This window comes from Georgenia soli, from assembly GCF_002563695.1.
Taxonomy (GTDB): Bacteria; Actinomycetota; Actinomycetes; order Actinomycetales; family Actinomycetaceae; genus Georgenia; species Georgenia soli.
In genome coordinates, this window is sequence record NZ_PDJI01000004.1 from 2,092,164 (window position 1) to 2,115,281 (window position 23,118).

General features: G+C 72.3%; 26 protein-coding genes, 1 riboswitch and 1 other annotated feature. Of the genes, 13 read left to right on the top strand and 13 right to left on the bottom strand.

Annotated elements, in window-relative coordinates; all coding sequences use genetic code 11:
* Positions 1 to 161: 161 nt before the first annotated feature.
* From ATJ97_RS10720 to ATJ97_RS10735, 4 genes are all read left to right on the top strand, one after another.
* Complete coding sequence (locus ATJ97_RS10720) at positions 162 to 725, top strand: VldE C-terminal domain-containing protein (RefSeq protein ID WP_098483734.1); 564 nt, start codon at positions 162 to 164, stop codon at positions 723 to 725.
* A 53-nt stretch (positions 726 to 778) separates the two neighbouring features.
* Positions 779 to 844: riboswitch (guanidine-III (ykkC-III) riboswitch) on the top strand.
* A gap of 10 nt (positions 845 to 854) precedes the next feature.
* Positions 855 to 1,169 carry a DMT family transporter gene (locus ATJ97_RS10725; protein ID WP_098483735.1) on the top strand — a complete coding sequence of 105 codons (315 nt, stop codon included), beginning with the start codon at positions 855 to 857 and terminating at the stop codon, positions 1,167 to 1,169.
* A 1-nt stretch (position 1,170) separates the two neighbouring features.
* Positions 1,171 to 1,545, top strand: a complete 375-nt coding sequence (locus tag ATJ97_RS10730; protein ID WP_098483736.1) for a DMT family transporter — start codon at positions 1,171 to 1,173, stop codon at positions 1,543 to 1,545.
* 59 nt (positions 1,546 to 1,604) lie between these two features.
* Positions 1,605 to 2,177, top strand: a complete 573-nt coding sequence (locus ATJ97_RS10735; RefSeq protein ID WP_098483737.1) for a phosphoribosyltransferase — start codon at positions 1,605 to 1,607, stop codon at positions 2,175 to 2,177.
* A gap of 37 nt (positions 2,178 to 2,214) precedes the next feature.
* Here the strand turns inward: ATJ97_RS10735 and ATJ97_RS10740 are convergent, their stop codons facing one another.
* Positions 2,215 to 2,541, bottom strand: a complete 327-nt coding sequence (locus ATJ97_RS10740) for an ArsR/SmtB family transcription factor (RefSeq protein WP_170037380.1) — start codon at positions 2,539 to 2,541, stop codon at positions 2,215 to 2,217.
* A 16-nt stretch (positions 2,542 to 2,557) separates the two neighbouring features.
* Here ATJ97_RS10740 and ATJ97_RS10745 point away from each other — a divergent pair, with 16 nt between their 5' ends.
* Positions 2,558 to 3,031, top strand: coding sequence for an SRPBCC domain-containing protein (locus ATJ97_RS10745; RefSeq protein WP_098483738.1), 474 nt, complete (start codon positions 2,558 to 2,560; stop codon positions 3,029 to 3,031).
* Positions 3,032 to 3,103: 72 nt separating this feature from the next.
* On the opposite strand, the gene ATJ97_RS10750 is transcribed toward ATJ97_RS10745, so the two are convergent.
* From ATJ97_RS10750 to ATJ97_RS10765, 4 genes are all read right to left on the bottom strand, one after another.
* The gene (locus ATJ97_RS10750; RefSeq protein ID WP_098483739.1) at positions 3,104 to 3,658 is read right to left on the bottom strand and encodes a low molecular weight protein-tyrosine-phosphatase; all 555 of its coding nucleotides are present in this window, start codon (positions 3,656 to 3,658) and stop codon (positions 3,104 to 3,106) included.
* 388 nt (positions 3,659 to 4,046) lie between these two features.
* Positions 4,047 to 4,520: a hypothetical protein gene (locus ATJ97_RS10755; RefSeq protein ID WP_098483740.1), complete on the bottom strand. Its 474-nt coding sequence runs from the start codon at positions 4,518 to 4,520 to the stop codon at positions 4,047 to 4,049.
* 4 nt (positions 4,521 to 4,524) lie between these two features.
* Positions 4,525 to 5,235, bottom strand: coding sequence for a response regulator (locus ATJ97_RS10760; protein WP_098483741.1), 711 nt, complete (start codon positions 5,233 to 5,235; stop codon positions 4,525 to 4,527).
* Positions 5,232 to 6,614 carry a sensor histidine kinase gene (locus ATJ97_RS10765; RefSeq protein WP_098483742.1) on the bottom strand — a complete coding sequence of 461 codons (1,383 nt, stop codon included), beginning with the start codon at positions 6,612 to 6,614 and terminating at the stop codon, positions 5,232 to 5,234. Before ATJ97_RS10765 ends, ATJ97_RS10760 begins: the two co-directional genes overlap by 4 nt.
* Before the next feature lie 131 nt (positions 6,615 to 6,745).
* Here ATJ97_RS10765 and ATJ97_RS10770 point away from each other — a divergent pair, with 131 nt between their 5' ends.
* From ATJ97_RS10770 to ATJ97_RS10780, 3 genes are all read left to right on the top strand, one after another.
* A complete protein-coding gene (locus ATJ97_RS10770) occupies positions 6,746 to 7,642 on the top strand; it encodes an ABC transporter ATP-binding protein (protein WP_098485395.1) in 897 nt (298 codons plus the stop codon).
* Positions 7,639 to 8,454 carry an ABC transporter permease gene (locus ATJ97_RS10775; protein WP_098483743.1) on the top strand — a complete coding sequence of 272 codons (816 nt, stop codon included), beginning with the start codon at positions 7,639 to 7,641 and terminating at the stop codon, positions 8,452 to 8,454. The genes ATJ97_RS10770 and ATJ97_RS10775 overlap by 4 nt, the downstream gene beginning before the upstream one ends.
* A gap of 305 nt (positions 8,455 to 8,759) precedes the next feature.
* Positions 8,760 to 9,512, top strand: coding sequence for an SDR family NAD(P)-dependent oxidoreductase (locus ATJ97_RS10780; RefSeq protein WP_098483744.1), 753 nt, complete (start codon positions 8,760 to 8,762; stop codon positions 9,510 to 9,512).
* 131 nt (positions 9,513 to 9,643) lie between these two features.
* Here ATJ97_RS10780 and ATJ97_RS10785 read toward each other — a convergent pair whose 3' ends face one another.
* Positions 9,644 to 10,681, bottom strand: coding sequence for a zinc-dependent alcohol dehydrogenase (locus ATJ97_RS10785; RefSeq protein ID WP_098483745.1), 1,038 nt, complete (start codon positions 10,679 to 10,681; stop codon positions 9,644 to 9,646).
* 256 nt (positions 10,682 to 10,937) lie between these two features.
* On the opposite strand from ATJ97_RS10785, the gene ATJ97_RS10790 reads away from it, so the two are divergent.
* A complete protein-coding gene (locus tag ATJ97_RS10790) occupies positions 10,938 to 11,342 on the top strand; it encodes a VOC family protein (protein ID WP_098483746.1) in 405 nt (134 codons plus the stop codon).
* 205 nt (positions 11,343 to 11,547) lie between these two features.
* Here ATJ97_RS10790 and ATJ97_RS10795 read toward each other — a convergent pair whose 3' ends face one another.
* The 5 genes from ATJ97_RS10795 to ATJ97_RS20395 form a co-directional block, all read right to left on the bottom strand.
* Positions 11,548 to 12,210: a dihydrofolate reductase family protein gene (locus ATJ97_RS10795; RefSeq protein ID WP_098483747.1), complete on the bottom strand. Its 663-nt coding sequence runs from the start codon at positions 12,208 to 12,210 to the stop codon at positions 11,548 to 11,550.
* Positions 12,211 to 12,365: 155 nt separating this feature from the next.
* Positions 12,366 to 13,448 carry a winged helix DNA-binding domain-containing protein gene (locus tag ATJ97_RS10800; protein ID WP_098483748.1) on the bottom strand — a complete coding sequence of 361 codons (1,083 nt, stop codon included), beginning with the start codon at positions 13,446 to 13,448 and terminating at the stop codon, positions 12,366 to 12,368.
* 92 nt (positions 13,449 to 13,540) lie between these two features.
* Positions 13,541 to 14,032, bottom strand: coding sequence for an HNH endonuclease (locus tag ATJ97_RS19495; RefSeq protein WP_143426991.1), 492 nt, complete (start codon positions 14,030 to 14,032; stop codon positions 13,541 to 13,543).
* A gap of 186 nt (positions 14,033 to 14,218) precedes the next feature.
* Positions 14,219 to 15,438 (bottom strand): IS3 family transposase gene (locus tag ATJ97_RS10810; protein WP_425432785.1). Its coding sequence is split into 2 segments (ribosomal slippage): positions 14,219 to 15,210 and positions 15,210 to 15,438, totalling 1,221 coding nucleotides; the frame shifts between segments, so codons are not numbered across the junction.
* Positions 15,083 to 15,214: a sequence feature (AL1L pseudoknot), on the bottom strand. Its footprint overlaps the gene before it by 132 nt.
* Positions 15,344 to 16,732, bottom strand: coding sequence for a DUF222 domain-containing protein (locus ATJ97_RS20395; protein WP_245862893.1), 1,389 nt, complete (start codon positions 16,730 to 16,732; stop codon positions 15,344 to 15,346). The genes ATJ97_RS10810 and ATJ97_RS20395 overlap by 95 nt, the downstream gene beginning before the upstream one ends.
* Before the next feature lie 255 nt (positions 16,733 to 16,987).
* On the opposite strand from ATJ97_RS20395, the gene ATJ97_RS10815 reads away from it, so the two are divergent.
* The 3 genes from ATJ97_RS10815 (at position 16,988) to ATJ97_RS10825 (ending at position 20,639) form a co-directional block, all read left to right on the top strand.
* Entirely contained in the window at positions 16,988 to 17,911 is a 924-nt protein-coding gene (locus ATJ97_RS10815) for an LLM class F420-dependent oxidoreductase (RefSeq protein ID WP_098483749.1), read from the top strand.
* A gap of 151 nt (positions 17,912 to 18,062) precedes the next feature.
* Positions 18,063 to 18,956, top strand: coding sequence for an ABC transporter ATP-binding protein (locus tag ATJ97_RS10820; protein WP_098483750.1), 894 nt, complete (start codon positions 18,063 to 18,065; stop codon positions 18,954 to 18,956).
* Between the two features lie 81 nt (positions 18,957 to 19,037).
* Positions 19,038 to 20,639: an ABC transporter permease gene (locus ATJ97_RS10825; RefSeq protein WP_098483751.1), complete on the top strand. Its 1,602-nt coding sequence runs from the start codon at positions 19,038 to 19,040 to the stop codon at positions 20,637 to 20,639.
* A gap of 29 nt (positions 20,640 to 20,668) precedes the next feature.
* Here the strand turns inward: ATJ97_RS10825 and ATJ97_RS10830 are convergent, their stop codons facing one another.
* Entirely contained in the window at positions 20,669 to 21,268 is a 600-nt protein-coding gene (locus tag ATJ97_RS10830; RefSeq protein WP_098483752.1) for a YdeI/OmpD-associated family protein, read from the bottom strand.
* Positions 21,269 to 21,471: 203 nt separating this feature from the next.
* Between ATJ97_RS10830 and ATJ97_RS10835 the strand changes: the two genes are divergently transcribed.
* Positions 21,472 to 22,524, top strand: a complete 1,053-nt coding sequence (locus ATJ97_RS10835; RefSeq protein WP_098485396.1) for an LLM class F420-dependent oxidoreductase — start codon at positions 21,472 to 21,474, stop codon at positions 22,522 to 22,524.
* On the opposite strand, the gene ATJ97_RS10840 is transcribed toward ATJ97_RS10835, so the two are convergent.
* Positions 22,505 to 23,023, bottom strand: coding sequence for a P-loop nucleotide/nucleoside kinase family protein (locus ATJ97_RS10840; protein WP_098483753.1), 519 nt, complete (start codon positions 23,021 to 23,023; stop codon positions 22,505 to 22,507). The genes ATJ97_RS10835 and ATJ97_RS10840 overlap by 20 nt on opposite strands.
* Positions 23,024 to 23,118: the final 95 nt, after the last annotated feature.

A 23,118-nucleotide genomic window follows, 5' to 3' on the forward strand; every position in this document is an offset into this window, starting at 1 on the left:
CGTGCTTGGGTTAGCTGGTGGACGGCTCGCGGCAGGCACGGCGGAGGGCGCCGGCACGGCGAACCGCCTCGGCGCGCCGGACGGGCTCCGCAAGCCGCACCACCGCCGGCGGCCGGTCGTCCCCGGCGCGCCGCCAGGTGGTCCGCCGTCGGGTCCGGATCATGCGGGCGGTCGTGGTTCTGCTGCTGCTCGTCGGTGCCGGCTCGGCCGTGCACGCCGTCGTCGGCGGTCCGCCGCCGAAGGCGCTCAGCGCGAACGTCGGTCCGGTGGTCGAGCTGCCCGAGCCGCCCCAGCCGTGGACCGGCGGGCGGACCGGTTGCACGGTTCCGGACCCCAGCGGGACCGGAGGCTGCGTCACCGGCGCGACCGCGTGGCTGGTGGAGAAGCTGCGCTCCGCCGTCGGGACGAGGCCGGTGACGTGCTGGTCGGAGCACGCGTGGAACCCCGCCTCCGACCACCCGGCCGGGCGCGGCTGCGACGTCTTCTTCGGCGCCGCGGGGCAGTTCCCGGAGGGCGAGGACCTGGTGGACGGCTGGCGCACGGCGCAGTGGCTGCGGGTTCACGCCGAGGCGCTCGACGTCTCCTACGTCATCTGGCAGGGGCGGATCTGGATGGCCGACCGGGCCGAGCTGGGCTGGGCGCCCTACACCGGTGGCGGGGTGTACGACCCCGGCGACGCCACCGGCGGGCACTACGACCACGTGCACGTCTCGCTGCGCGGGTAGGACGTGGTGACCGGTCTGACCGGCCGAAGCGGTCCGGTTTCGGTAGAATCGGTGCCGGAACCCCGACCGGGTTCGCGGACGAGGGAGCAGTACCCGCACCACGACAAGACTGACTCACGAGGAGCTGTCATGGCGTGGATCGTCCTGGTCGTCTCGGGCATGCTGGAGGCCGTCTGGGCCTCGGCACTGTCCGCCTCCGAGAACTTCCGACGGTGGCGTCCCACCGTCCTCTTCCTCGTCTCGATGACCGTGAGCATGGCCGGCCTGGCATGGGCGATGGTCTATCTGCCCACCGGCACCGCCTACGCCGTCTGGGTGGGGATCGGCGCGACGCTGACCGTGGTGTGGGGCTTCGTGACCGGGCAGGAACGGCCGACGCTCGCCCGCGTCCTGCTGCTCGGCCTGCTGGTCGGCTCAGTCATCGGCCTGAAGGCGGTGAGCTGACGTGGCGTGGATCATCCTGCTGGTCAGCGCCCTCTTCGAGGCCGTGTGGGCCACGGCTCTGGGGATGGCAGACGGGTTCACCGAGCCCGTGCCCACCGTCGTGTTCTTCGTCGCGCTCACGCTGAGCATGCTGGGGCTCGGCCGGGCGGTCCGGGACATCCCGATCGGCACCGCGTACGCGGTGTGGACCGGCGTCGGTGCGGCGCTGACCGTGACCTACGCGATGGCGACCGGGACCGAGAGCATCTCGGTGGGCAAGGTCGTCTTCATCACCGGGATCATCGCCGCGGTCATCGGGCTGAAGCTGGTCCCGGGCGCGCCGCGGGCGACGTCGGACGAGACGTCACCCGCAGAGTCGGAGCCCGGCTCCCGGTAGGCCGGGCGACGCGGGGCCCCTGCGGCGAGGCGCCCGCGGCGAGGTCCTACGATGGCGCGATGAGCGAAGCCACCGCGTTCGACGACGGCGCCAGCACCTCCACGTCCGAGGAGCGCGAGGTCCTCGGCTGGGAGCAGTTCGGCGAGGCCGCGCGCGAGCTGGCGCGCGAGGTCGTCCGGTCGGGCTGGGTCCCGGACCTCGTGGTCGCCGTCGCGCGCGGCGGGCTCGTGCCGGCGGGCGCGGTCGCCTACGCGCTCGGCACCAAGGCGATGGGCACGCTGAACGTCGAGTTCTACACGGGCGTCGCCGAGACGCTGCCCGAGCCCGTGGTGCTGCCGCCGCTCATGGACACCTCCGACCTGCCCGGCCGCAAGGTGCTGGTGGTCGACGACGTCGCCGACTCCGGTCGGACGCTCGCCCTGGTGATGGACCTCGTCCGGTCCAAGGGGCTGCCCGGCGGCGACCTCGACGGCGACGGCACCCCGGACTTCTCGGGCGCCGTCGACGCCCGCTCGGCGGTCATCTACGCCAAGCCGCGCTCCGTCATCGACCCCGACTACGTGTGGCGCCGCACCGACCGCTGGATCATGTTCCCCTGGTCCTCCCAGCCGCCGGTCACCGAGGAGTTCTGAGCCCTTCTTCCCGCGGCGGCGGGCCGCCGCGGTGCCCTCACGTACTGTCCAGCTCGTCGAGCAGCTCGACGGCGGCGCGCGCGTACTCGCCGATCCAGCGGTCGTAGATGCGCTTGATCGGCACGGGCGCCAGGGACAGGTGCCGCTCACGGCCCACCTTGCGTCCCGTCACGAGCTCGGCCCTTTCCAGCACCCGCAGGTGCTGGAGCACCGTCGTGCGGTCGAGCTCCGGGAAGTGCTCGCAGAGCTCCCCCGTGGTGCGCGAGCCGCCCTTGAGCACGTCGAGCATGCGGCGCCGGGTCGGCGAGGCCAGGGCCTTGAAGACGCGGTCGTCGTCGGACCCGTTGACGCGACCCTCCGACACGTTGTAAAAATATCACATGAGTCAGGACGAACTGACCGAGCTCTCCTTCACCGTCTCCGGCCGGGTCTCGCGCCCCTGCGCCGAGGTCTACGAGGCCGTGGCGGACCCCGACCAGCTCTCGCGCTACTTCACCACCGGCGGTGCGCGCGGGCGGCTCGAGCCGGGACACGACGTCACGTGGGACTTCCACGACTTCCCGGGCGAGTTCGCGGTCCGGGTGATGGAGGCGGACCCGCCCCGGCGCATCGTCATCGAGTGGGACGGGGAGGCCACGGCGAACGACCGGGGCACCACCACCACGACGTTCGAGTTCGAGCCGCTCGACGGCGACACCCGCACCCTGGTGACCATCACGGAGTCGTCGTGGCGCCCGACGCCGGACGGCGCCCGGAGCGCCTTCGGCAACTGCGAGGGCTGGACCGGCATGCTGGCCGCCCTCAAGGCGTGGGTGGAGCACGGCATCAACCTGCGCGAGGGGTTCTACAGGTAGCGACGCGGGGCGGGCCGACGAGGCGCCGACGGGCGTCGCCGGGGCCAGGCGCGTCCGGTCAGCCGTTCACGATCAGGAGCTCGGCACGGCCGAGACCGACCGCCCCAGCCGCTCGCGCAGGTGCTCGACCAGCGCGTCGGAGACCCGCTCGATAACGTCGAGGGTGTCGTAGAAGCCCTCCTGGTCGCCGTACCAGGGGTCGGCGACGTCGAGGTCGTACTCCCCCGCCGTCGCCAGGTCCGGCGCGGTGTCGTCGAACTCGCGCCACAGGCGCACCTCGGCGGTGCGCGGGTCGTCGTCCCGCTCGGCCTGCAGCCGCAGCGCCCGCGCGTGCTGGTTGGTCATCGCGAGCGCGAGGTCATACTCCGCGAGCTCGTGCGGGGCCACCTGGTGGGCTCGGTGCTGCGGCACCGGGTACCCGTGCTCGGCGAGCACCGCGCCGGCCCGGCGGTCGATCGGACGGCCGTGCTCCTCGTCGCTGATGCCGGCGGACGCCACCTCGACGGCGCCGTCGAGCCCGGCCTCCGCGAGCCGCTCACGCAGCACGACCTCGCCCATCGGGGAGCGGCAGATGTTGCCGGTGCACACGACAAGGATGCGGAAGGGCCGGTCGGCGGAAGCGGTCATGCCCCCCATGGTGCCAGGGGCCCGACGGCGGCCGTCGTGGTGGTGACCAACCTCCCAGGCCCCGTCGTCGTGGCGACCGACCTCCTTGCCGCCGTCGTCCGAGATCAGTCTCGAAAAAGGTAGTGACACCGCCGGGCACGCGACCTACGGTTGTGCGCACACGAGAAGGGAGGTGGTCCAGAGGTGAATATTCTTCGGACGCGTGAGGTGGCTACCCGCTAGCCCGTCTGTGGACGGACCTCAGGGTCCTCCCGCCCGACGGGCGGCGAGAACCAGGTGGTCACCGGGACCCGCGGGGGCCGTGACATCGTCCATCACGGCACCCCGGCCGATCGGCCGGGAACCCGCGGGCTCTTCCCTGCCCGGACGCCGGTCGGCGGCCCCGACCTCACGTCGACCTCAGCAGCACCGCCCGTACCGCCGCACCCAGCGCCTCCGCCGTCGGATCCGTGACGACGGCGGCCGGCTCGGCGGCGCCGACGAACCCTTCCTTCGCGCCACCGTTGCGGCTCGGCGACACCTGAACCGTGCTCCCGGTGCGCTCGACGTGGACGTGCCGGACCCCGCGGGCGTAGGCGTTCCACGAGCCCAGCCCCAGGGCGTCGAGGACCGGCGTGAAAGGTGACGGTGCCCGTCGCAGGTTCGGGGTGCGGACCCCGGACCGGGACGTGGCCAGCACGCGAAGCACCGCGGCGCCCAGCTCCTCGTCCCCGGCGTCGTGGTCCAGCAGCTCGAAGGTGCCGTTGGTGATCCAGAAACCGTCCTTCGTCTGGGAGCTCGCGTAGACGACGAGCCGGTCACCCCGGAGGTCGACCGCCGCCACGCCGACCGCGCCCGCACCGTCGCCCCCTCGCCGCCGCACGGTCTCAGACCAGCCCGGCGTCGTGCACGCAGCGGGCGATCTGGACCCGGTTGGCCACCTCGAGCTTGGCGAACAGGTGGCCGACGTGGGTCTTCACGGTGGCCACACCCATGTAGAGCTCCCGGGCGATCTCGGCGTTCGACAGCCCGCGGGCGACGGCGACCGCCACCTCCCGCTCCCGGTCGGTCAGGCGAGCGAGCCGCTCCCGGGCAGAGCCCTCGCGGGCGTCGGGCGGCTGGGCGACGGCGGCGATGAGCTGGGCGGTGACGCTCGGCGAGAGCATCGGCTCGCCGCGGGCCACCCGGCGCACCGCCTGCACGAGGTCCTCGGGCGGGGTGTCCTTGAGCAGGAACCCGGCGGCGCCGTGCCGCAGCGCGGTGAGCACCATCTCGTCGGTGTCGAAGGTCGTCAGGACGATCACCCGGGTGCTCGCGCCGCGCTCGCCCAGCCGGCGGGTGGCGACGAGCCCGTCCAGCCGCGGCATCCGGATGTCCATGAGCACGACGTCGGGCCGCTCCCGGTCCACCAGGTCGAGGCCGTCGTGGCCGTCGCCGGCCTCACCGACGACGACGATCCCGGGGTCACCGCCGAGGATCATGCGCAGGCCCGCGCGCACCAGCGCGTCGTCGTCGACGATCGCGACCCGCACGCGCGGGGCCGGCCCTGCCGCCGCCGGCACCGCCTGCGACGCCGGTGCGTTCTCGGCGCTGCTCACTCGTCCTCCCACGGGAGCCACGCTCTCACGGCGAACGAGCCGTCCTCCTCGAACCCGTGCTCGAGCACGCCGCCGACGAGGTGCGCCCGCTCGGTCAGCCCGGTCAGCCCGACGCCCGCGCCCGGCGGCGCAGCCACGGCGAGCGGGGTGCCCGCACGCGCGGTGGCGGCGGCGATGGCGGACGCGTTCTGCACCTCGATGGTGAGCAGCCCGCCCGGCCCGCCGCCGAGCCGCACGTCGACCGGCACGCCCCGGGCGTGCTTGCGCGTGTTGGTCAGCGCCTCCTGCAGGATCCGGTAGGCGGTTCGCGAGGTGGTCACCGGCAGCTCCGCCAGGGCCGCCGCGTCACCGCCGGGCAGGCCGGAGACGTCGAGGCGCACCGCGGAGCCGGTGCCCGTGGTCTCTGTGACCAGCACGTCGAGCTGGGCGAGCGTGGGCTGGGGCGGCTCGACCGGGCGCTCCGCCGACGTCCCGCCGTTTGAGGAACCCTCACCGGAGGTCGCGCCGCCCTGAAGGGACGCTGCGCCGCCGCGCAGGGAGGCGGCGCCGTCGCGAGAGGACGCTGCGCCGTCGTCCGACCGGAGCACGCCGAGGACCTGCCGCAGCTCGGTCAGCGCGAGGTGGGCGTTGTCCTGGATGATGCCAGCCGCCCGGGTCGTCTCCTCGCGGCTGAGGTCGGTGCGGTAGGCGACGGCGCCGGCGTGCATGGCCACGAGGGAGATGCGGTGGGCGAGGACGTCGTGCATCTCCCGGGCGATCCGGGTGCGCTCGGCCTCCCGGGCAGCCTCGGCCCGGAGCGCCTGCTCCCGTTCCGCGGTCACGGCGCGCTCGTGCAAGTTGGCGACCAGCTCGCGGCGCGCCCCGACGTAGAAGCCGGTGGCCACGCAGATGCCGTAGACAGCCAGCACCAGGCCGCCGCCGACCCAGGAGTACACGGCCGGGTAGTCGACCCCCGTCGCCTCGAACGTCCGGCCGTACATCGTCTCGTAGACGAGGGTCGCCGCCAGCCAGAACGCCCCGACCACCAGCACGCCGCGCACGCGCCGCCGCGTGGCCATCGAGACGGCGGCGAGCACGCTCGCGCCGAACGCCGCGGCCGACGCCGCGGACAGCGCGACCGTCCCCGACGCGACGAGCACCGGGTAGCGCCGGCGCAGGGGCAGCAGGGCCAGCGCAACGACGCCGAGGAACAGGTCGAGCACGATGACGCCGTTGACGACGTCGGGCACGGCCGCGGCGGGCTCGTCGGGCAGGAGGTCGTCGACGACAGTGATCCACGCGACGAGGGCCAGGCCCCCCGCGAGGAGATAGCGCCAGATCCGCGACCACGGTCGAAGGCGCGGGGGTGGCGGCAGCTGCCGGACGGCCGGGGTGGTCACGGTTGATCACCCTACGGACGACGGCGCCCGGCAGGCTCCGCCGTCGGGCTCGGGGGTCTCCGACCAAAGGTGGATCAGGGCGAGCCGTCATGCCGATCCGCCGCGCCCTCGCCGTCGGGAGGGTTGACGCCATGATCACCGCAGAGAGACTGACGAAACGCTACGGGGACCGCACGGTCGTCGAGGGCGTCTCCCTCACCGCCCGCCCGGGGCGCGTGACCGGCTTCCTCGGCCCCAACGGGGCGGGCAAGTCCACCACCATGCGCATGCTGTGCGGGCTGACCACCCCGACGTCCGGCAGGGCGACCGTCCTGGGCCGGCCGTTCCGCGAGCTGCCCAACCCGGGGCGGCACGTGGGCGTGCTGCTCGACGCCTCCGCCCAGCACGCCGGCCGCAGCGGCCGCGAGACGCTGCTGCTCTCCGCCCGGCTGATGGACCTGGATCGGCGGCGGGTGGACGAGGTGCTGCGCCTCGTCGGTCTGACCTCCCGCGAGGCGGGCGCCCGGACCCGCACCTACTCCCTCGGCATGCGCCAGCGCCTCGGGCTGGCGCACGCCCTCCTGGGCGACCCGGAGGTGCTCGTCCTGGACGAGCCGGTCAACGGGCTCGACCCCGCCGGCATCCGCTGGATGCGGGACCTGCTCCGCTCCTTCGCCGACGGCGGAGGCACCGTGCTGCTGTCCTCGCACCTGCTCCGCGAGGTCGAGGCCGTCGCCGACGACCTCGTCATCATCGGCGGCGGCCGGATCCTCGCCCAGGGCAGCGCCGCCGACCTCCTCGCCGCCCCGGGCACCGAGGTGCGCAGCACCGACGACGACAGCCTCGCCCGCGCACTCACGGCGGCCGGCCACCACGTGGCCCCGGCCCGCCAGGGCCTGTCGACCTCGGCGACCACCGAGGAGGTGGGCCGGGCCGCACTGGCCGCCGCCGTCGTCCTGACCAATCTGCGGCCGGCGGCCACCACCGGGCTGGAAGAGCTGTTCTTCGACATGACCGCCCAGCACGGGCGAGAGGAGATCCCCGCATGAGCACCGTCACGACGAACTCCCGCACCTCACCGGCGCCCACGCCTCGCCTTGCGGCCGCGGCCGACGGCGCAGCACGGCCGGTCCCGTTCGCCCGTCTCGTCCGGGTCGAGCTGCGCAAGCAGGTCGACACCCGCGCCGGGGCCTGGCTGCTCGGCGTGATCGTCGCCGTCAACGTGGGGTTCATCCTGCTGACGCTGTTCAACGCGGAGCCGCAGTACCTGACGTGGCTGGAGCTCACGGGGGCGTCGTCGTGGGGGCAGATGCTCCTCCTGCCGCTCATCGGCATCATGGCGGCCACGAGCGAGTGGTCGCAGCGCACGGCCCTGACCACCTTCGCCCTCGAGCCGCGGCGCACCCGGGTCAACCTGGCGAAGCTCACCTCCGCCGTCGGGCTTGGGGTGGTCGTCATGGTGCTCGCGCTGGCCGCGGGGGCGGTGTTCAACGTCGTCGGCCTGGTGTGGCGCGACGGCGACGGCTCATGGGCGATGGAGTGGGCCGTGCTGGCCGGGATGTCGCTCTCGCTGCTGATCCTGGTGACGCAGGGCGTCGCGTTCGGCCTGTCGCTGCTGAGCACCCCGGTCGCGATCGTGGCCTACCTCGGGCTGCCCACCGTCTGGTCCGTTCTCACGATGGTGGTGTCGACCCTGCGCGGACCGGCCGAGTGGCTGGACCTGAACACCGCGGTCCTGCCTCTCATGGCGGGCGAGATGACCGGCGACGCATGGGCCCGGCTCGGCACCTCGGCGGCGGTGTGGGTGCTGCTGCCGCTCACGTTCGGGCTGTGGCGAACGGCGCGTCGGGACGTCGCGTGAGTCAGGTGGTCGCAGGACGCGGTCATTCCGGAGTCGTCCGCACGACTATCGGGAGTCGTCCGCACGGGGCCGGGCCGTACCCCGCTAGCGGGAGAACCCCGCCACGCAGATGCGAAACCGACCCCTTTCTACACCCTCATCTGTGACGAGACGGTAAAGTCGCGGAATAGACACGAATAACCAGTGGTTATACCTCGTGAAATGCAGATCGGCCGCCCTGCGAAATTTCGCCCGCAACATCGGGCGACTGCGGGACGGGAAGACCACTGCATCTCGTGCAAGCTTTGAGAAGGAGTGATTCTTACGTGGGTAATCTTTCAGGCAAGGTGTCGATCATCACGGGCGCAGGCTCGGGCATCGGTCGCCAGACAGCACTGACTTTCGCTCAGAACGGGGCCAAGGTTGTCGTCGCCGAAGTCAACGAGGCCAACGGCCAGGAGACGGTCCAGCAGATCGAGGACGCGGGTGGTGAGGCCACCTTCTTCAAGGTCGACGTCTCCAAGTACGACGAAGTTGAGGCGATGGTCGATTTTGCCGTCCGAGAGTACGGCACCCTCGACGTGCTCTTCAATAATGCCGGCGTTTCTCACGTGGCAAATGTTCTCGACGAGGACATCGAGGACTACCACAAGTTGATCAGCGTGGACCAGCACGGTGTTTTCTACGGAATCAAGGCCGGTGCCGACAAGATGAAGGAACTCGGCGTGCGGGGCGTCATCGTCAACACGGCCAGCACCTTCGCGTTCCTTGCCTACCCCAGCAACATCACCTACAACATGGCGAAGGCAGCGGTGGTGCAGGCGACGAAGACGGCAGCAGCCGACCTCGCCCCGCACGGCATCCGGGTCGTGGGCGTCGCGCCTGCCACTATCAACACCGACATCCTCAAGGAGTACCCGGCGGAGGCGCTTGAGGCGATCAAGGTGAAGCACATGAGGAACGACGTGATCGAGCCCGAGCGTGTCGCCGACGTTGTCGCGTTCCTCGCTTCTGACGCAGCTGACGCCATCAATGGGTCGGTGATCCCCGTGGACGACGGCTACCTGAGCTTCAAGTAGTCACCGCCGCCGCCTGAGGCGCGCCAGATACCGCGCAAGGGGCACCCACGAATGGCGTGGGCGCCCCTTGCGCGTGCTGCTGAGGGACGGGGTTCGCAAGCGTCTGCCGGCCGCCGCGTCTCAGAACGGGCTCACGGCCTGATCACGGCCTTGACGATGCCGTGGTCGCGGCTAGTCATGAGGGTCTTCATGAGCGCGGGCGCCTCATCGAGGCTGGCCTCGTGATTGAAAATCGCGTCCGGATCGAGCAGCCCATCCGCGATGTAATCCATGATCGTCTGAGCGGGGCCCACATCCGCGAGGCCCGTCCACAGGTTCAGGCCCTTGCTAAGTGCAGCGGCGATGTCGAAGCTGACGGGCTTGTGGGGGATTCCGATAATGGAAAGGAAACCCTCCGGGGCGAGAGAGTCCAGCGCCGCCTGGAAGGTCGCCTCCACGCCTGCGCAGTCGATCGCGGCATCCAAGCCAGCGCCTCCGGTGATGCGCTGCAGATCCTCTCTGGGATCAGCGGCTGAGATGACGTCGGTGGCCCCCAACTGGCGGGCGAGTTCGAGGCGCTCGGGTACCGGGTCGATCGCGATCAACCTCGCCGGCTTCCAGATCGTCGCGTAGTGGAGGGCCGAGAGCCCCACCGGACCGCAGCCGAAGACTGCGATCGTGCGCCCCTGCTGCGTCACGGCCTTGGTGACGCCGCCGGCTCCTGTGGTGAGTGCGTCCGAGATCGCGAGTGCGGACTCGTCGGAGACGTGGTCAGGTACCCGGATCATGTCGCGGCCGGCAAAGGGAATGCGCAGCAACTCAGCGTGAGAACCGGCGAAACCGCCATACGTCTCACCGCAGCCGTACACGCCGCCGAACTCGCAATGCGCATAGTTCCCGCCGCGGCAGCTAGCGCAGGCACCGCAGTAAGGAGCGGGGGAGACCGTCACGCGGTCGCCGACGGAGAAGTTCTTCACCGCGGAGCCGAGCTCACGAATGCGGCCCACCATCTCGTGACCGAGAACGAATCCGGTGTCCGGCACCAGGTCCCCTGAAACCACGTGCAGGTCAGAGCCGCAGATGGACGTCGCAATGACGTCGACGATGGCATCGGTGGGCTCCTGGATCACCGGATCCGGAACCTCTTGGACCTCGGTCTCGCCGGGCGCGGTGTAGATCAGGGCCTTCATGAGTTCTCCTTGTCACGACATGTGCCCGCGAACCTCTGGCGGGATTCCAAGCGGGGCGACGCCGAGTCCGGGCGCTGCCTGGGCCGTTTCCAACTACTACCTTAGGTTGGGGTTCGCCCCAAAGGTGGGAGTCGTGCAAGTACCAAACGCTAGGAAGGGGACTTGCGTGCTGTAGCGACCAGGAGGTCATCGATGATCGCGCCCCTGGTGAGGATCCCTCTGCAGGGCGCACCTGCTGCCAGGCAAGGATGGCGGGGTGGACAACTTCGGATCGCTTCATCACGTTGAGCTGCAGCAGGTGTCCGATCTTCGGTCATCCGTCGATACCTGGACATGGTTGTTCGACGCACTCGGATACACGCCTCATCAGGAGTGGAGTGGCGGTCGCGGCTGGCGGCACGGGTCTACCTACATCGTCCTCGCCAGCGCTTCACGAGGCGGTGCACACGATCGCCGTCTCCCCGGACTCAGCCACCTCGCCTTCCACGCCGGGACGATGCAGAACGTGGATCGCCTGTGGACGGCAGCGCCGCAGAATGGCTGGAGTCGGCTCTATGCCGATCGGCACCCGCGGGCAGGCGGCGACCAGCACTACGCCGCCTTCTTGGAGAAAGCCGAGCGGTTCAAGGTCGAACTCGTCGCCTCCGACGCCGTCCGGTAGCCGATCCCGGAACCGGACGGACATGACCTGGCCGAAGGAGGTTCCGCTGAATCCCTGCGTCGGGCACCATGCCACCCATAACTACTGACGGTTCAGATGTGACCATTTCAAAGAACTAGCGGGCCTACACGACGGATGGCATGTACTGGGCAGGACGGAAGACGGCCGACGGCGGGATCCATGTTCTTCGGCTGCGAGCAGGGACCTATCGATCGAAGGTGATGTGCGTGGTCTGGCTCGGTGCCGTCTCGGCGGTGACCTCGTAGCCGGCCTCCAGGCCCCGGAGGTCGTCCCACAGGCGGATGCCGCGACCGAGGAGGATCGGCGCGATCGCGACGTGGAGACGGTCGACAAGACCCGCGGCCAGGAACTCTCGGACGACCGTGGCGCCGCCTCCGATCCGCACGTCCCTGCCGGCCGCTGCCGCGTGCGCACGCTCGAGCGCCTCGGCGGGAGACGCCGACAGGAAGTGAAAGGTCGTGCCGCCGGCCATCTCGATCGAGGGACGCGGGGAGTGAGTGAGGACGAAGACCGGAACCCGGAACGGAGGCTCGTCACCCCACCAGCCGCGCCACTCGGGATCGTCCGGGTTGTCGTGCAACCCGAACATCCCGGCGCCCATGATCTCGGCACCGACTTCCGCGAAGTACGCCTGCGCGTAGGCGTCGTCGACGCCGGTCGTGCCCGCTCCGCTCGTGTCGCCGAGGACCCGTTCACGAAAGGTACGGGTCGCCGTGTACGCACCGGTCAGTCGCGACCAGTCGTCGCCGAACGGGTTCTCAGGAGTCTGATCGGTCGTCGTCATGAAGCCGTCGAGCGAGATGTTCAGGTCCACTCGTACCGCTCCGCGGCTGGTGGGACGTGTCATGGTTGATCTCCATCTCCGTTGCTGGGCCATCCCGCACCGGTGCGACACACGCCCGGCGTGTTGTTCGGAGAAGTTAGCGGAGGATGCCCGCAAGGCCCGCCGGTGTCGCCCTCGGCGCGTCATGCCTTCGTCGACCGGGCCGAGCCCCGGCGTGGTCACGCCCTGCCGAGGGCGAGCTCCGGGTAGGAGTCGGCCGCTCGGGTGACGCCCCGCTCCACCGTCGCGGTGAGGGTCGCAAACGGCTCGGTCTCGATGCGTCTCCTGCTGCCGTTGCCGACCCGCCGCCAGGTCCCGACCACCCGCCCGCCGGACACGACGATCGGACGGAACATCCCGTTGCCGCCCGGGACGATGCGGTCGGCGTGCTCGGGCGGGAGGGTCGCTGAGCGGTCCTGGTAGCCGAGGATCATCTCGTCGAAAGCCGGCAGGAGCACCACCCCTCGGGCCGCCCGCCGGTGCTCGGCGAGCAGCTCCGGCGTCGTCGGGTCCATGAGGTGCTCGACGCCGTCAACCTCGACACTCTCCAGGTGCGGCCGGGCGACGGCCAGACCGATCTTGGCGTCGGCCACCGTGAGCTTGGTCCACCAGGTGAAGTCCTTGAGGGTCGCGGGGCCGTGACCCCGGAAGTACCGGAGCACCCACTCCCCCAGCGCCTCCTCGCGCTCCAGTTGGCGTGGCTCCGGCACCCACTCGTGGAGGAGGACGATGCGCTGCTCGCCGTTCGCCGTCGGGCCGAGGCAAAGGAACCCCCGCTGGGCCAGGTTCCACAGCAGGTGGTAGCCGCGCTGCCCCGCCTCGAGGAGGCCAGCCTCATTCCACAGCGTCATCAGCTCCGACCGGCTGAGCGACCGGCCGCCGCTCAGCGCAGCCGTGGCGACCTCGAGCGCACGGTCGAGCATCGCGTCGTCGATGCCGAGCTGGGCGCGGCGGCGGGCGGCGCCCGTGATGAGACGGTCAGTGGTCAGGCTCTGCATCCAGGACAGGTCCTCGGCGGCGACAAGATGCAGGGTGCCGCGCATGGGCCAGGAACGGACCACCTCACCACGGTCCAGAGAGCCCACGATCCCACCGTCGTCCGCCGGTTCGGTGCGGAGGGTGACGGCCGCGAGAGCGGCGGGGAAGTCCTGGGCCTGGAGGGCGCAGAGGTGACGGACGGTCTCGGTGGCGGTCGGGCAGCGGGGTCCGACCACGCGCTGGGCGACGAGCCTCAGGAGCGCGACCTCCGTCCGGGTCAGCATGCGCCTCATCGTAGGAGCGGACCGGTGCGTGAACGCGCGATTGTCGAGCCTACGCGGCCGCTGGCCGCCCTTTGTATCCAATTTGCTCGTGCTCAGAAGGGCGGCGGGTCGTCGTGGTCGTGGAGGGGTTCGGGGACGCTGTGGAGGGGCGGACCGATGGCGATGAGGGTGGTGGTGCCGTTGGTCTCGCGGCGGTAGGTGTGGCCGGAGGGGGTGGTCCAGACGAAGATGCCGGGTTCGGGCTGGGTGACGTGGAAGGCGCCGACGGTCTTGGTGGTGTGGTCGCGGTTGCACATGGAGCCGAGCTGGTGGAGGGCGGTGGTGCCGCCGGCGGACCAGGCTTTGGTGTGGTCGATCTGGGCGCGGCGGGCCGGGACGGTGCAGGCGGGGCGTACGCAGGTGGTGTCGCGGGCGCGGACGAGGTCCTGGAGGGCGGCGGGGGGTCGGTAGCGGGTGCGCCCGAGGTCGGTGACGACGCCGCTGAGGGGGTCGGTGATCAGGCGGCGCCAGGTGCCGCCGGCGGCGAGGGCGCGGGCGATGTCGGGGGTGATGGGGCCGTACCCGTCGAGGTGGGCCGCCTCCATGGGCTGCTCGTCCTCGGCCCCCTCGGCTCCCTCGGCCCCCTCGGCGTCGGTGGGGTCCGTGCTGGCCGGGTCGGCGCCGGCGGTGTCCGTGGCTGTCGTGGCGGCGCCGGTTCCGGGGGCGCGCTCGGCGCCCGTGTCGAGGTCGGCGTCGGACGGCTCTGAACCGCCCCGGGTTCCGTGGAGAGTTCAGTTGTTGGCTCCGACCGGCTGGACGGAGTCGTGCTTGGCGTAGTGGTTGGCTTCGTGCTGGGTCGGGGTGAGGTAGCCGAGCGCGGAGTGGAGTCGTCGGGTGTTGTACCACTCGACCCAGGCCATGGTGGCGTACTCGACGTCGGCGATCGACCGGTAGGGGCCGGCGTGGAAGACGTCGGGCTTGATGCACTCGGTCTTGTACAGGCCGACGATCGACTCCATCAGGGCGTTGTCGTAGGCGTCGCCGACGCTGCCGATCGAGGGTGCGATGCCCTCGAGGTCGAGGTGCTCGGTGAAGCGCAGCGAGGTGTACTGGCTGCCGGCGTCGGAGTGGTGGATCAGCCCGGTGGTGACGGGGTGTCCCTGGTGGCTCCTGGCCCAGGTGGCCATGCGCAGGCAGGTCAGCACCAGGTCGGTGTGCCTGGTCGTCATCGCGTGCCAGCCGACGACGGCCTGGGAGAAGACGTCGACGGCGAAGGCGACGTAGACGAACCCGGCCCAGGTCCGCACGTAGGTGAAGTCGGCGACCCAGACCAGGTTGGGGGCCGCGGCGGTGAAGTCGCGGTTGAGCCGGTCCCCGGCCCGGCTGCCGTCCTTGCCCGGGACGGTGGTGCGGACCTTCCCCGAGCGCACCGCTCCGCGCATCCCGTGCTCGCGCATGAGCCGCTCGAGAGTGCAGCGGGCGACCGTCACGCCGCGGGCGCGCAGGGCGTGCCAGGTCTTGCGGTACCCGTACAGGCTCTCCGGGGTCGGGCGGCCGTGGGCGTCGAGGCGCAGCCGGCGCAGCTCGTGCAGGACGGTGGCGTCGGAGACGGTCCGCGCCGCGGGCCGGCGGGAGCGGTAGGCGTAGTAGGTGCTCGGGGCGATCTTGCAGCCGTGCTCGGTCAGCACGCGGCAGATCGGCTCGACCCCGAACCTGGCCCGGTTCTCGTCGATGAACCGGCAGATCACCGCTGTGGCGGGTCGAGCTCCCGCGCGAAGAAAGACGCCGCGGACTTCAGGATCTCGTTCGCCCGCCGCAGCTCGCGGTTCTCCTTCTCCAGCTCCTTGATCCGCGTCGCCTCGGCGCTGGTCACCCCGGGTCTTGCGCCGGCGTCGACCTCGGCCCGGCGCACCCACTTACGCAGCGTCTCGTGCCCGACCCCCAGCCTTTCCGCGATCGTCCTGATCGCCTCGTACTCGCTGGTGTAGTCCTGCCGGTGCTCCAGGACCATGCGCACAGCGCGCTGCTTGAGCTCCTCCGGGTACCGCTTCGTCGTCTTCGACATGAGATCGATCCTTCCAAGGAAGGAACCCTCCACGGAACCCGGGGCGGTTCAGGGTCAGGTCGACCTGGACGCAGTCCTGGGCGGGCAGGACGGCGTAGATCGAGCCCATCCCGTCGGGCAGGGCCCGGGTGTGGTTGACGTGCCGTTTCGCCCGGGCGCGGGCGTGACGGGCCTGGGCGTCGGCGGGGTCGACGGTGACCAGGGCCTTGGCCAGGTCGCGGCGGACCTGGGCCACGGTGCGCCCGTCGGCCTCCTCCAGCACGTCGTGCTCGACCTGGACGGCGACGGGGACGGGGGAGGTGGCCAGGGTGGTCACGATGGCCCGGGCCTTGGGGTAGTCCACCACCCCGGCGGCCACGGCGGCGGCGGTCTCGGTGAAGGTGCGGGTCAGGCCGTGCCCGACGGTGATGAGGGTGCGGGCCTCCTGGCGGGAGACGGCCAGGCGCATGGCGATCTCCTCGGCGGTGACGTCCACCGGTTTCTCGACCGCCGGGTGGGCGAAGAAGGTCGCCGCGTCGGACAGGCCGGCGGCGGCGCGGGCGACCTGCCCCGCGGCCCAGCTCTCGATGCGGCGGTGGGCGGCGAGGACCTCGATCCCCGCCGCCCGCCCCAGGGTGCGGGTGTGCGTGCCGGTCAGCACCGCGGCCAGGTCGGCCCCGGCGCGCATCCCGGCCAGGGCCGCGATCCCGACCCCGAGCACCGAGACGTCCTCCCCCGGGTCGAACACCGTCTCCATCCGCCGCCGCAACGCCCGCGACCACGCCGGCCCGACCCCCTCCGCGTCATCCGCGTCCGACTCACCGCTGGCGTCGGTGTCACCGGTGGGGTCGCCGGCCCCGGCGACCTGGCACGCGGTCCCGCCGGTGCCCGTGCCGGGCTCGTCGGCGGCGTCGTTGCCGTGACCGGCGTCGTCGTCCGGGAGGGCGCCGGTGCGGGTGAACCCGGCCGGCGCCAGGCCCGCCAGCACGGCCCCGCCCTCGCCGTCGCACGTCGGAGTGGCCGTGGCCGGGGAGTCGTCCGGGCCGATCAGGTCCGCCAGCACCTCCTGCGCCCACGGGTCCCCGGCCTCGAGCAGCACCCCCAGCCCCGCCAGCCCCACGGTCGACAGCTCCCGCGCCCGGGCCACGCGCTCCTCCGCGCCCGCCCGCCCGGCCAGGGCCCGCAGATGCGCGCACGGGCCACGCCACCCGTCCTCCGGGCAGCACCACCCGCCAACCTGCCGACCCCGCTCCGCATCCATGTATCGAACACTAGTGCGACCCACTGACATCGGCCCCGACAAGGTGGTCCGCTGTGGAAACGGTGGCACCCAGGCGCGATCCTGATGGTGGTCGCTCACGCTCACACGGAATCTACGGGCATCTCGAACACCCCCGGAAACCTCGGACCTCGCGCACGCCTCACCCGAAGAGGAATGGCATCTCCCGCGAGCTGGCCCGGTCCAGCGACCGGCCCCGGTCGGCGACGTGACCGGGCTGCTGGCAGGGTTGGGGGCATGGACCTTCGCATCTTCACCGAGCCTCAGCAGGGCGCCTCCTACGACGACCAGCTCGCCATGGCGCAGCGCGCCGACGAGCTCGGCTTCGACGCCTTCTTCCGCTCGGACCACTACCTGCGCATGGGCGACGGCGACCCCCTGCCCGGTCCCACGGACTCCTGGACCACGCTGGCCGGCCTGGCCCGCGAGACCTCGCGGATCCGCCTCGGCACCCTCGTCTCCTCGGCGACCTTCCGCCACCCCGGCATCCTCGCCGTGCAGGTGGCCCAGGTGGACCAGATGTCCCGCGGGCGCGTGGAGCTCGGCCTCGGCACCGGCTGGTTCGCGGAGGAGCACTCCATGCTCGGCGTGCCGTTCCCGGAGAAGCGGTTCGGGATGCTCGAGGAGCAGCTCGAGATCGTCACCGGCCTGTGGTCCACGCCGGTCGGCGAGCGCTACAGCTTCGACGGCAAGCACTACCAGCTGTCGGACAACCCGGGACTGCCCAAGCCCGCGCAGTCGCCGGTCCCGATCGTCGTCGGCGGCAACGGCCCGCGCCGCACCCCGCGCCTGGCCGCCCGGTTCGGGAGCGAGTACAACCAGTCCTTCCCGGAGAAGGACACGATCGCCCCGCAGATCGCCCGCGTGCGTGACGCCTGCGAGGAGACTGGCCGCAACCCCGACGACCTCACCTACTCCGTCGCGTTCGTGGCCTGCGTCGGCTCCGACGAGGCCGAGGTGCAGCGCCGGGCGGACGCGATCGGCCGCGAGCCCGCCGAGCTGCGCGAGCACGGCCTCGCCGGCAGCCCGGCCGAGGTCCTCGACGGCATCGGCGCCCTCGCGGAGATCGGCGTGAGCCGCGTGTACCTGCAGTGCCTCGACATCTCCGACCTCGAGCACCTGGACCTCATCGCCTCCGAGGTGATGGCCAAGCTCGACTAGGGCAAAACATGGCCAGCCCGGGCTGCGCGAGACCTTGCGAGCCCGGGCTGCGCGACGCCCGGCGGCGCGCGCGGGCGGGCGACCTCGAACCCCCGAAGGGCCGACGGCGAAGCCGACCTGGCGGCCCGGCCGCCGGAGTAGCGTCGGCCGTATGGGCGCCGTCGCCATCCGGGACGTGGTCAAGCGGTTCGGGCACACCGTCGCGCTGGACGGTCTCGACCTGGACGTGGCCGAGGGTGAGGTGCACGGTCTCCTCGGGCCGAACGGCGCCGGCAAGTCGACCACCATCCGCCTCCTCCTGGGGCTGCTGCGCGCCGACGCCGGGACGCTGCGGCTGCTGGGCGGCGACCCGTGGACGCAGGCGCCCGAGCTGCACCGGCGGCTGGCCTACGTGCCGGGTGACGTCGCCCTGTGGCCGAACCTCACCGGCGGCGAGGTCATCGACCTGCTCGGCCGGCTGCGCGGCGGCCTGGACCCGGTTCGCCGCGACGCCCTGATCGAGCGCTTCGAGCTCGACCCGCGCAAGAAGGGCGCGACCTACTCCAAGGGCAACCGGCAGAAGGTGGCGCTCGTGGCGGCGCTGGCCTCCGACGTCGAGCTGCTGCTCCTCGACGAGCCCACCGCCGGCCTCGACCCGCTCATGGAGGCCGAGTTCCGCCGCGTGGTGCTGGAGCGCCGGGAGGGCTGCACCGTGCTGCTGAGCAGCCACATCCTCTCCGAGGTGGAGCACCTGTGCGACCGGGTCAGCATCGTCCGGGCCGGCCGGGTGGTGGAGAGCGGGACGCTGACCCAGCTGCGTCACCTCACCCGGACGCAGGTGGTGGCGGACCTGCCCGGGCCCGTCCCGGACGAGCTGGTGCGGCTCTCCGGGGTGCACGACGCCGTCGTCGACGGCCACCGGCTCGCGTGCCAGGTCGACGACGCCGCCCTGGCCGGCCTGGTCGCCCGTCTCGGCGCCCTCGGGGTGCGCAGCCTCTCCTCCAGCCCGCCGACGCTGGAGGAGCTGTTCCTGCGCCACTACCAGGACGCCCCGGCCGTGCGATGAGCGGCGCAGCCCGATGAGCGGCGCAGCCCGATGAGCGGCGCAGCGCGATCAACGGAGCGGCACGATGAGCGGCCTGGCGCCATGAACGGCCTGGGCACGCTGGTCCGGCTCGGGGCCCGGCGCAACCGCCTGTACCTGGCGGTGTGGCTGCTCGGGCTGTTCGTCGTCGTGCCCGCCACGGCCACGGCCTACGAGCAGGTGATCCCCGACCCGGTGCAGGCTGGACCGATCATCGAGGGGCTGTCCAACAACCCCACCATGCGGGCGATGCTCGGCCCCCCGTTCTCGCTGGTGGAGCCCGGCGGGTTCACGGTCTGGCGGGTCGGCACCTTCGTCGCCACGGTCGCCGGCGTGATGGCGATCCTCGCGACCGTCCGCCTCACCCGGGCCGACGAGGAGGCAGGCCGCACGGAGCTGGTCCGCTCCGGCGTCGTGGGGCGTCACGTCCCGCTGGTCGCCGCGGTCCTGGTAAGTCTGGCCGCGTGCGCGGTGCTCGGGGTGCTGGTCACCGCCGGCATGGCCGGCGCGGGGACCGACGCGACCGGCTCGGTGGCGTTCGGGCTCGGGATGGCGCTGACCGCGGCGGTCTTCGTGGGCGTCGGCGCGTTCGCGGCCCAGCTGACCAGCTCCGCCCGCACCGCGCGCGGGATCGCCCTCGCGGTGCTGGGCGCGGCCTACCTGCTCCGCGCCCTGGCCGACGGCGTCGCCGCGGACTCCCCGGTGCGTCGCCTGCAGTGGGTCTCGCCGGTGGAGTGGATGGCGCTGGCGCGCCCCTACGCGGACGAGCGCTGGTGGGTCCTCCTGCTCCCCGCCGCCCTGACCGCCGTGCTGGTGGCTCTCGCGGTGCGCCTGGAGGCCCGGCGCGACCACGGCTCCGGGCCATGGCCGCCCCGCCCGGGCCCGCCGGGGGCCGGCGCGCTGCTCTCCTCCCCCGCCGGGCTGGCGTGGCGGCTGCAGCGCGGCACCATTTTCGGCTGGACGATCGGTCTGCTGGTGTTCTCGGTGGCCATCGGCTCGCTGACCACCAGCTTCTCGTCGATGTTCCAGGACGTGCCGCGCCTGGAGATGGTCCTGCGCCGGATGGGTGCCGGCGCCGAGGAGCTCACCCAGGGGTTCTTCGTGGCCATGCTCAGCATCGTGGTGCTCGTCGTGGCGGCGCTCGGGCTGCAGCTGCTGGGGCGGCTGCACCAGGAGGAGACCGCGGGCCACGCAGAGGTGGTCCTCTCTACGGCGGTGCGGCGCACCGGGTTCGCCGGCTCGCACCTCCAGCTGGCCCTGGTGGTGCCTACCGTGCTGATCCTGGCGAGCGGTGCGCTGATGGCCGTGCCGCAGGCGGTCGCCGACGGCGACCCCGGCGTGGTGGGCGACGTCGTCTCCGGCGCGGCGGCCCTGCTGCCCGGGGTGTGGCTGGTGGCGGGCCTGGGGATGCTGCTGCTCGGCTGGCTGCCGCGCCTCGGGTGGGTGGCCTGGCTGGTGGTCGGATGGTCCCTGGTGGTCACGTGGATCGGGGCGCTGCTGAACCTGCCCGACTGGCTGCTCGAGCTGACGCCGTTCGCGCAGCTGCCGCAGCTGCCGGTCGAGGCGATGCGCTGGACGCCGGTCCTGGTCACGGCGGCGATCGCCGCCGGGCTCGTGGTGCTCGGCCTGGTGGGCTACCGCCGTCGGGACCTCGCCGCGAGCTGACCGCGGAGGCCGGCTCGGCGGACGCACCGTCAGCCGGGCAGGTCCTCCAGCCGCCGCTTCTGGGGGTACGGCGGCTCGCCGCGCGCGAGCGACTCGACGAATCCCGCGATCCGGCGCGCCCGTGTCTCGGGCCGCTTCGCCTCGGTCACCCGGTAGATGACGGCGAAGCGGTTCGACCTCGTCAGGATGTCGAACATCGCCCGCGCCCGCGGCTCGGCGTCGAGCGCCGCGACCAGGTCCGGGGGCGGCTCGGCGTCCGCCTGCCCCACGTACGCCCTGTCCCAGCGCCCGTCGGCCTGGGCGGCGCGGACGGCCGCACGCCCGGCCTCCGTCATCCGGCCCTCCGCCTCGAGCTCGGCGACGCGCCTGACGTTGCTGGCCGACCACGGGCTCCTCGGCCGCCGCGGGGTCATCCGCTGCGCGTAGGTGTGCTCGTCGCGGCGCCGGGCCTGGCCGTCGATCCAGCCGAAGCACAGAGCCTCGAGCACGGCGGGCTCGTAGGTGAGGGCCGTCGTCGTCCCGTTCTTCTTGCCGACGACGAGCCACACACCGTCGCTGGAGGCATGGTTCTCCGCCAGCCACGCACGCCAGGCGGCCACGTCGGGCAGTACCAGCTCGTCCTCGGTCATCCCCGTCCTCCTCCCGTCACGCGCCGAGTCGTCAACTCCTCCGTGAGTCGTCAAGTCCTCCGCGAGGCGTCAAGTCCTCCGCGAGAAGTCGTCAGGGAGAAGATGACTTCTGACCGAGGAGATGACCTCTCACCGAGTGTGGCGGGTGCGGGACGGGCGGCCAAGGGAATTGGCGACCTTCGCCGTCGGGCATGATGCTCGCCATGGACGACGACGCCACCCCGCTCCGCCTCGGGTTCTCCACCGGCTACTGGTCGGCCGGGCCGCCGACCGGCGCGGCGGAGGCCGTCGCCGCCGCGGACGACCTCGGGCTCGACTCCGTCTGGACCGCCGAGGCCTACGGCTCGGACGCGCTCACGCCGCTCGCGTGGTGGGGCGCCAGCACCCGGCGGGTGCGGCTGGGCACAGCCGTCGCGCAGATGTCCGCCCGCACCCCGACGGCCACGGCGATGGCCGCCATGACGCTGGACCACCTCTCCGGCGGACGGTTCGTCCTGGGCCTGGGCGCCTCCGGGCCGCAGGTGGTCGAGGGCTGGTACGGCCAGCCGTACCCGCGCCCGCTCGAGCGCACCCGCGAGTACGTCGACATCGTCCGCCAGGTGCTGCGCCGCGAGGAGCCCGTCCGGCTCGACGGCGCCCACTACCAGCTGCCGCTGCGGGGCGGCACCGGCCAGGGCAAGGCGCTGCGCCCCACCATCCACCCGCTGCGCACCGACCTGCCGATCCACCTCGCGGCGCAGGGTCCCAAGAACACGGCGCTGGCCGCCGAGATCGCCGACGGGTGGCTGCCGTTCCTGTTCTCCCCCCGCCTGTCCGCCACCTACGCGGAGCACCTCGCGGCCGGGTTCGCGCGCCGGGCACGGGAGCGGTCGCCGTCGTTGGCGTTCGAGGTCTCGGCGGCGGTGCCGGTGGCCCTCGGGAAGGACGTCGAGGAGGCCGCCGACACCCTGCGGCCGTACTTCGCCCTCTACATCGGCGGCATGGGGTCGGAGTCGACGAACTTCCACCGCGAGGCCGTCGAGCGGCTGGGGTACGAGGCGGCGTGCGCGGAGATCGCCCGGCGGTGGGCCGACGGCGACCGCCCCGGCGCCGTGGCGGCGGTCCCCACCGAACTGGTGCTCGACGTCGCCCTCGCGGGCAGCCCGGCCCAGCTGCGCGAGCAGCTCGCCGCGTGGCAGGCCAGCGTTGTCACCACCCTCATCATCCAGACGGACCCTCGGACCCTGCCCGCCGTCGTCAGGGCGCTGCAGGTCTGACGACCTCCTCGCCCTCGCCGGCCGGAACCTCGAAACCGGCGAGGAAACGCTCGAGGAGCTCGTCGGGGACAGGGAAGGCGTCGGCGTCGTCCCGCGAGCGCCGGGCACGGAGACGGCGCCGCAGCTCCTCCGGCGCCACGTCGAAGTACACGAGGCGCCAGCGCCCGCCGGCGGCCTCGACGATCGCCTTGTAGGCGTCCCGGTCGGCCCGGCGCCAGAGCGAGAGGTCGACGACGACGTCGCGGCCCTGGCGAAGCAGCTCGGCCAGCCGCTCCTTCACGACCGGGCGGACGGCGTCGTTGTACTCCTCGAACCGCTCGAAGGGGGTGTCGCGGCCGTAGCGGCCGAACCGCCGCCGCACCTCGACGTCGTGGGAGAGCCGCACGTAGCCCTGCCGCTCGAGCTCCCGGGCGTAGGTGGTCTTGCCCGCGCCGGCCGGCCCGCACGTCAGCACCGCGACCGGGCGGGTGCCTCCGTCGTGCCCTTGCTCGTCCCCCATGGGCCATCGCTCCTCCCCCATTGGCACAGCCTGCCCGGCCGGCCGGTCCGGGACCATCCGCCGCCCTGGACCGGACGCCGGGGTTCGCGGCACCA

What these genes read in the sequence shown, in the direction of transcription:
- ATJ97_RS10725 (WP_098483735.1), top strand. Translation starts at nt 855, where the DNA reads ATGGCGTGGATCGTCCTGGTCGTCTCGGGCATGCTGGAGGCCGTCTGG.
- ATJ97_RS10785 (WP_098483745.1), bottom strand. Translation starts at nt 10,681, where the DNA reads ATGAAGGCCCTGATCTACACCGCGCCCGGCGAGACCGAGGTCCAAGAG.
- ATJ97_RS10720 (WP_098483734.1), top strand. Translation starts at nt 162, where the DNA reads ATGCGGGCGGTCGTGGTTCTGCTGCTGCTCGTCGGTGCCGGCTCGGCC.
- ATJ97_RS10745 (WP_098483738.1), top strand. Translation starts at nt 2,558, where the DNA reads ATGAGTCAGGACGAACTGACCGAGCTCTCCTTCACCGTCTCCGGCCGG.
- ATJ97_RS10820 (WP_098483750.1), top strand. Translation starts at nt 18,063, where the DNA reads ATGGGCGCCGTCGCCATCCGGGACGTGGTCAAGCGGTTCGGGCACACC.
- ATJ97_RS10835 (WP_098485396.1), top strand. Translation starts at nt 21,472, where the DNA reads ATGGACGACGACGCCACCCCGCTCCGCCTCGGGTTCTCCACCGGCTAC.
- ATJ97_RS10840 (WP_098483753.1), bottom strand. Translation starts at nt 23,023, where the DNA reads ATGGGGGACGAGCAAGGGCACGACGGAGGCACCCGCCCGGTCGCGGTG.
- ATJ97_RS10800 (WP_098483748.1), bottom strand. Translation starts at nt 13,448, where the DNA reads ATGCTGACCCGGACGGAGGTCGCGCTCCTGAGGCTCGTCGCCCAGCGC.
- ATJ97_RS10795 (WP_098483747.1), bottom strand. Translation starts at nt 12,210, where the DNA reads ATGACACGTCCCACCAGCCGCGGAGCGGTACGAGTGGACCTGAACATC.
- ATJ97_RS19495 (WP_143426991.1), bottom strand. Translation starts at nt 14,032, where the DNA reads ATGGAGGCGGCCCACCTCGACGGGTACGGCCCCATCACCCCCGACATC.
- ATJ97_RS10750 (WP_098483739.1), bottom strand. Translation starts at nt 3,658, where the DNA reads ATGACCGCTTCCGCCGACCGGCCCTTCCGCATCCTTGTCGTGTGCACC.
- ATJ97_RS10775 (WP_098483743.1), top strand. Translation starts at nt 7,639, where the DNA reads ATGAGCACCGTCACGACGAACTCCCGCACCTCACCGGCGCCCACGCCT.
- ATJ97_RS20395 (WP_245862893.1), bottom strand. Translation starts at nt 16,732, where the DNA reads ATGGATGCGGAGCGGGGTCGGCAGGTTGGCGGGTGGTGCTGCCCGGAG.
- ATJ97_RS10735 (WP_098483737.1), top strand. Translation starts at nt 1,605, where the DNA reads ATGAGCGAAGCCACCGCGTTCGACGACGGCGCCAGCACCTCCACGTCC.
- ATJ97_RS10770 (WP_098485395.1), top strand. Translation starts at nt 6,746, where the DNA reads ATGATCACCGCAGAGAGACTGACGAAACGCTACGGGGACCGCACGGTC.
- ATJ97_RS10825 (WP_098483751.1), top strand. Translation starts at nt 19,038, where the DNA reads ATGAACGGCCTGGGCACGCTGGTCCGGCTCGGGGCCCGGCGCAACCGC.
- ATJ97_RS10815 (WP_098483749.1), top strand. Translation starts at nt 16,988, where the DNA reads ATGGACCTTCGCATCTTCACCGAGCCTCAGCAGGGCGCCTCCTACGAC.
- ATJ97_RS10830 (WP_098483752.1), bottom strand. Translation starts at nt 21,268, where the DNA reads ATGACCGAGGACGAGCTGGTACTGCCCGACGTGGCCGCCTGGCGTGCG.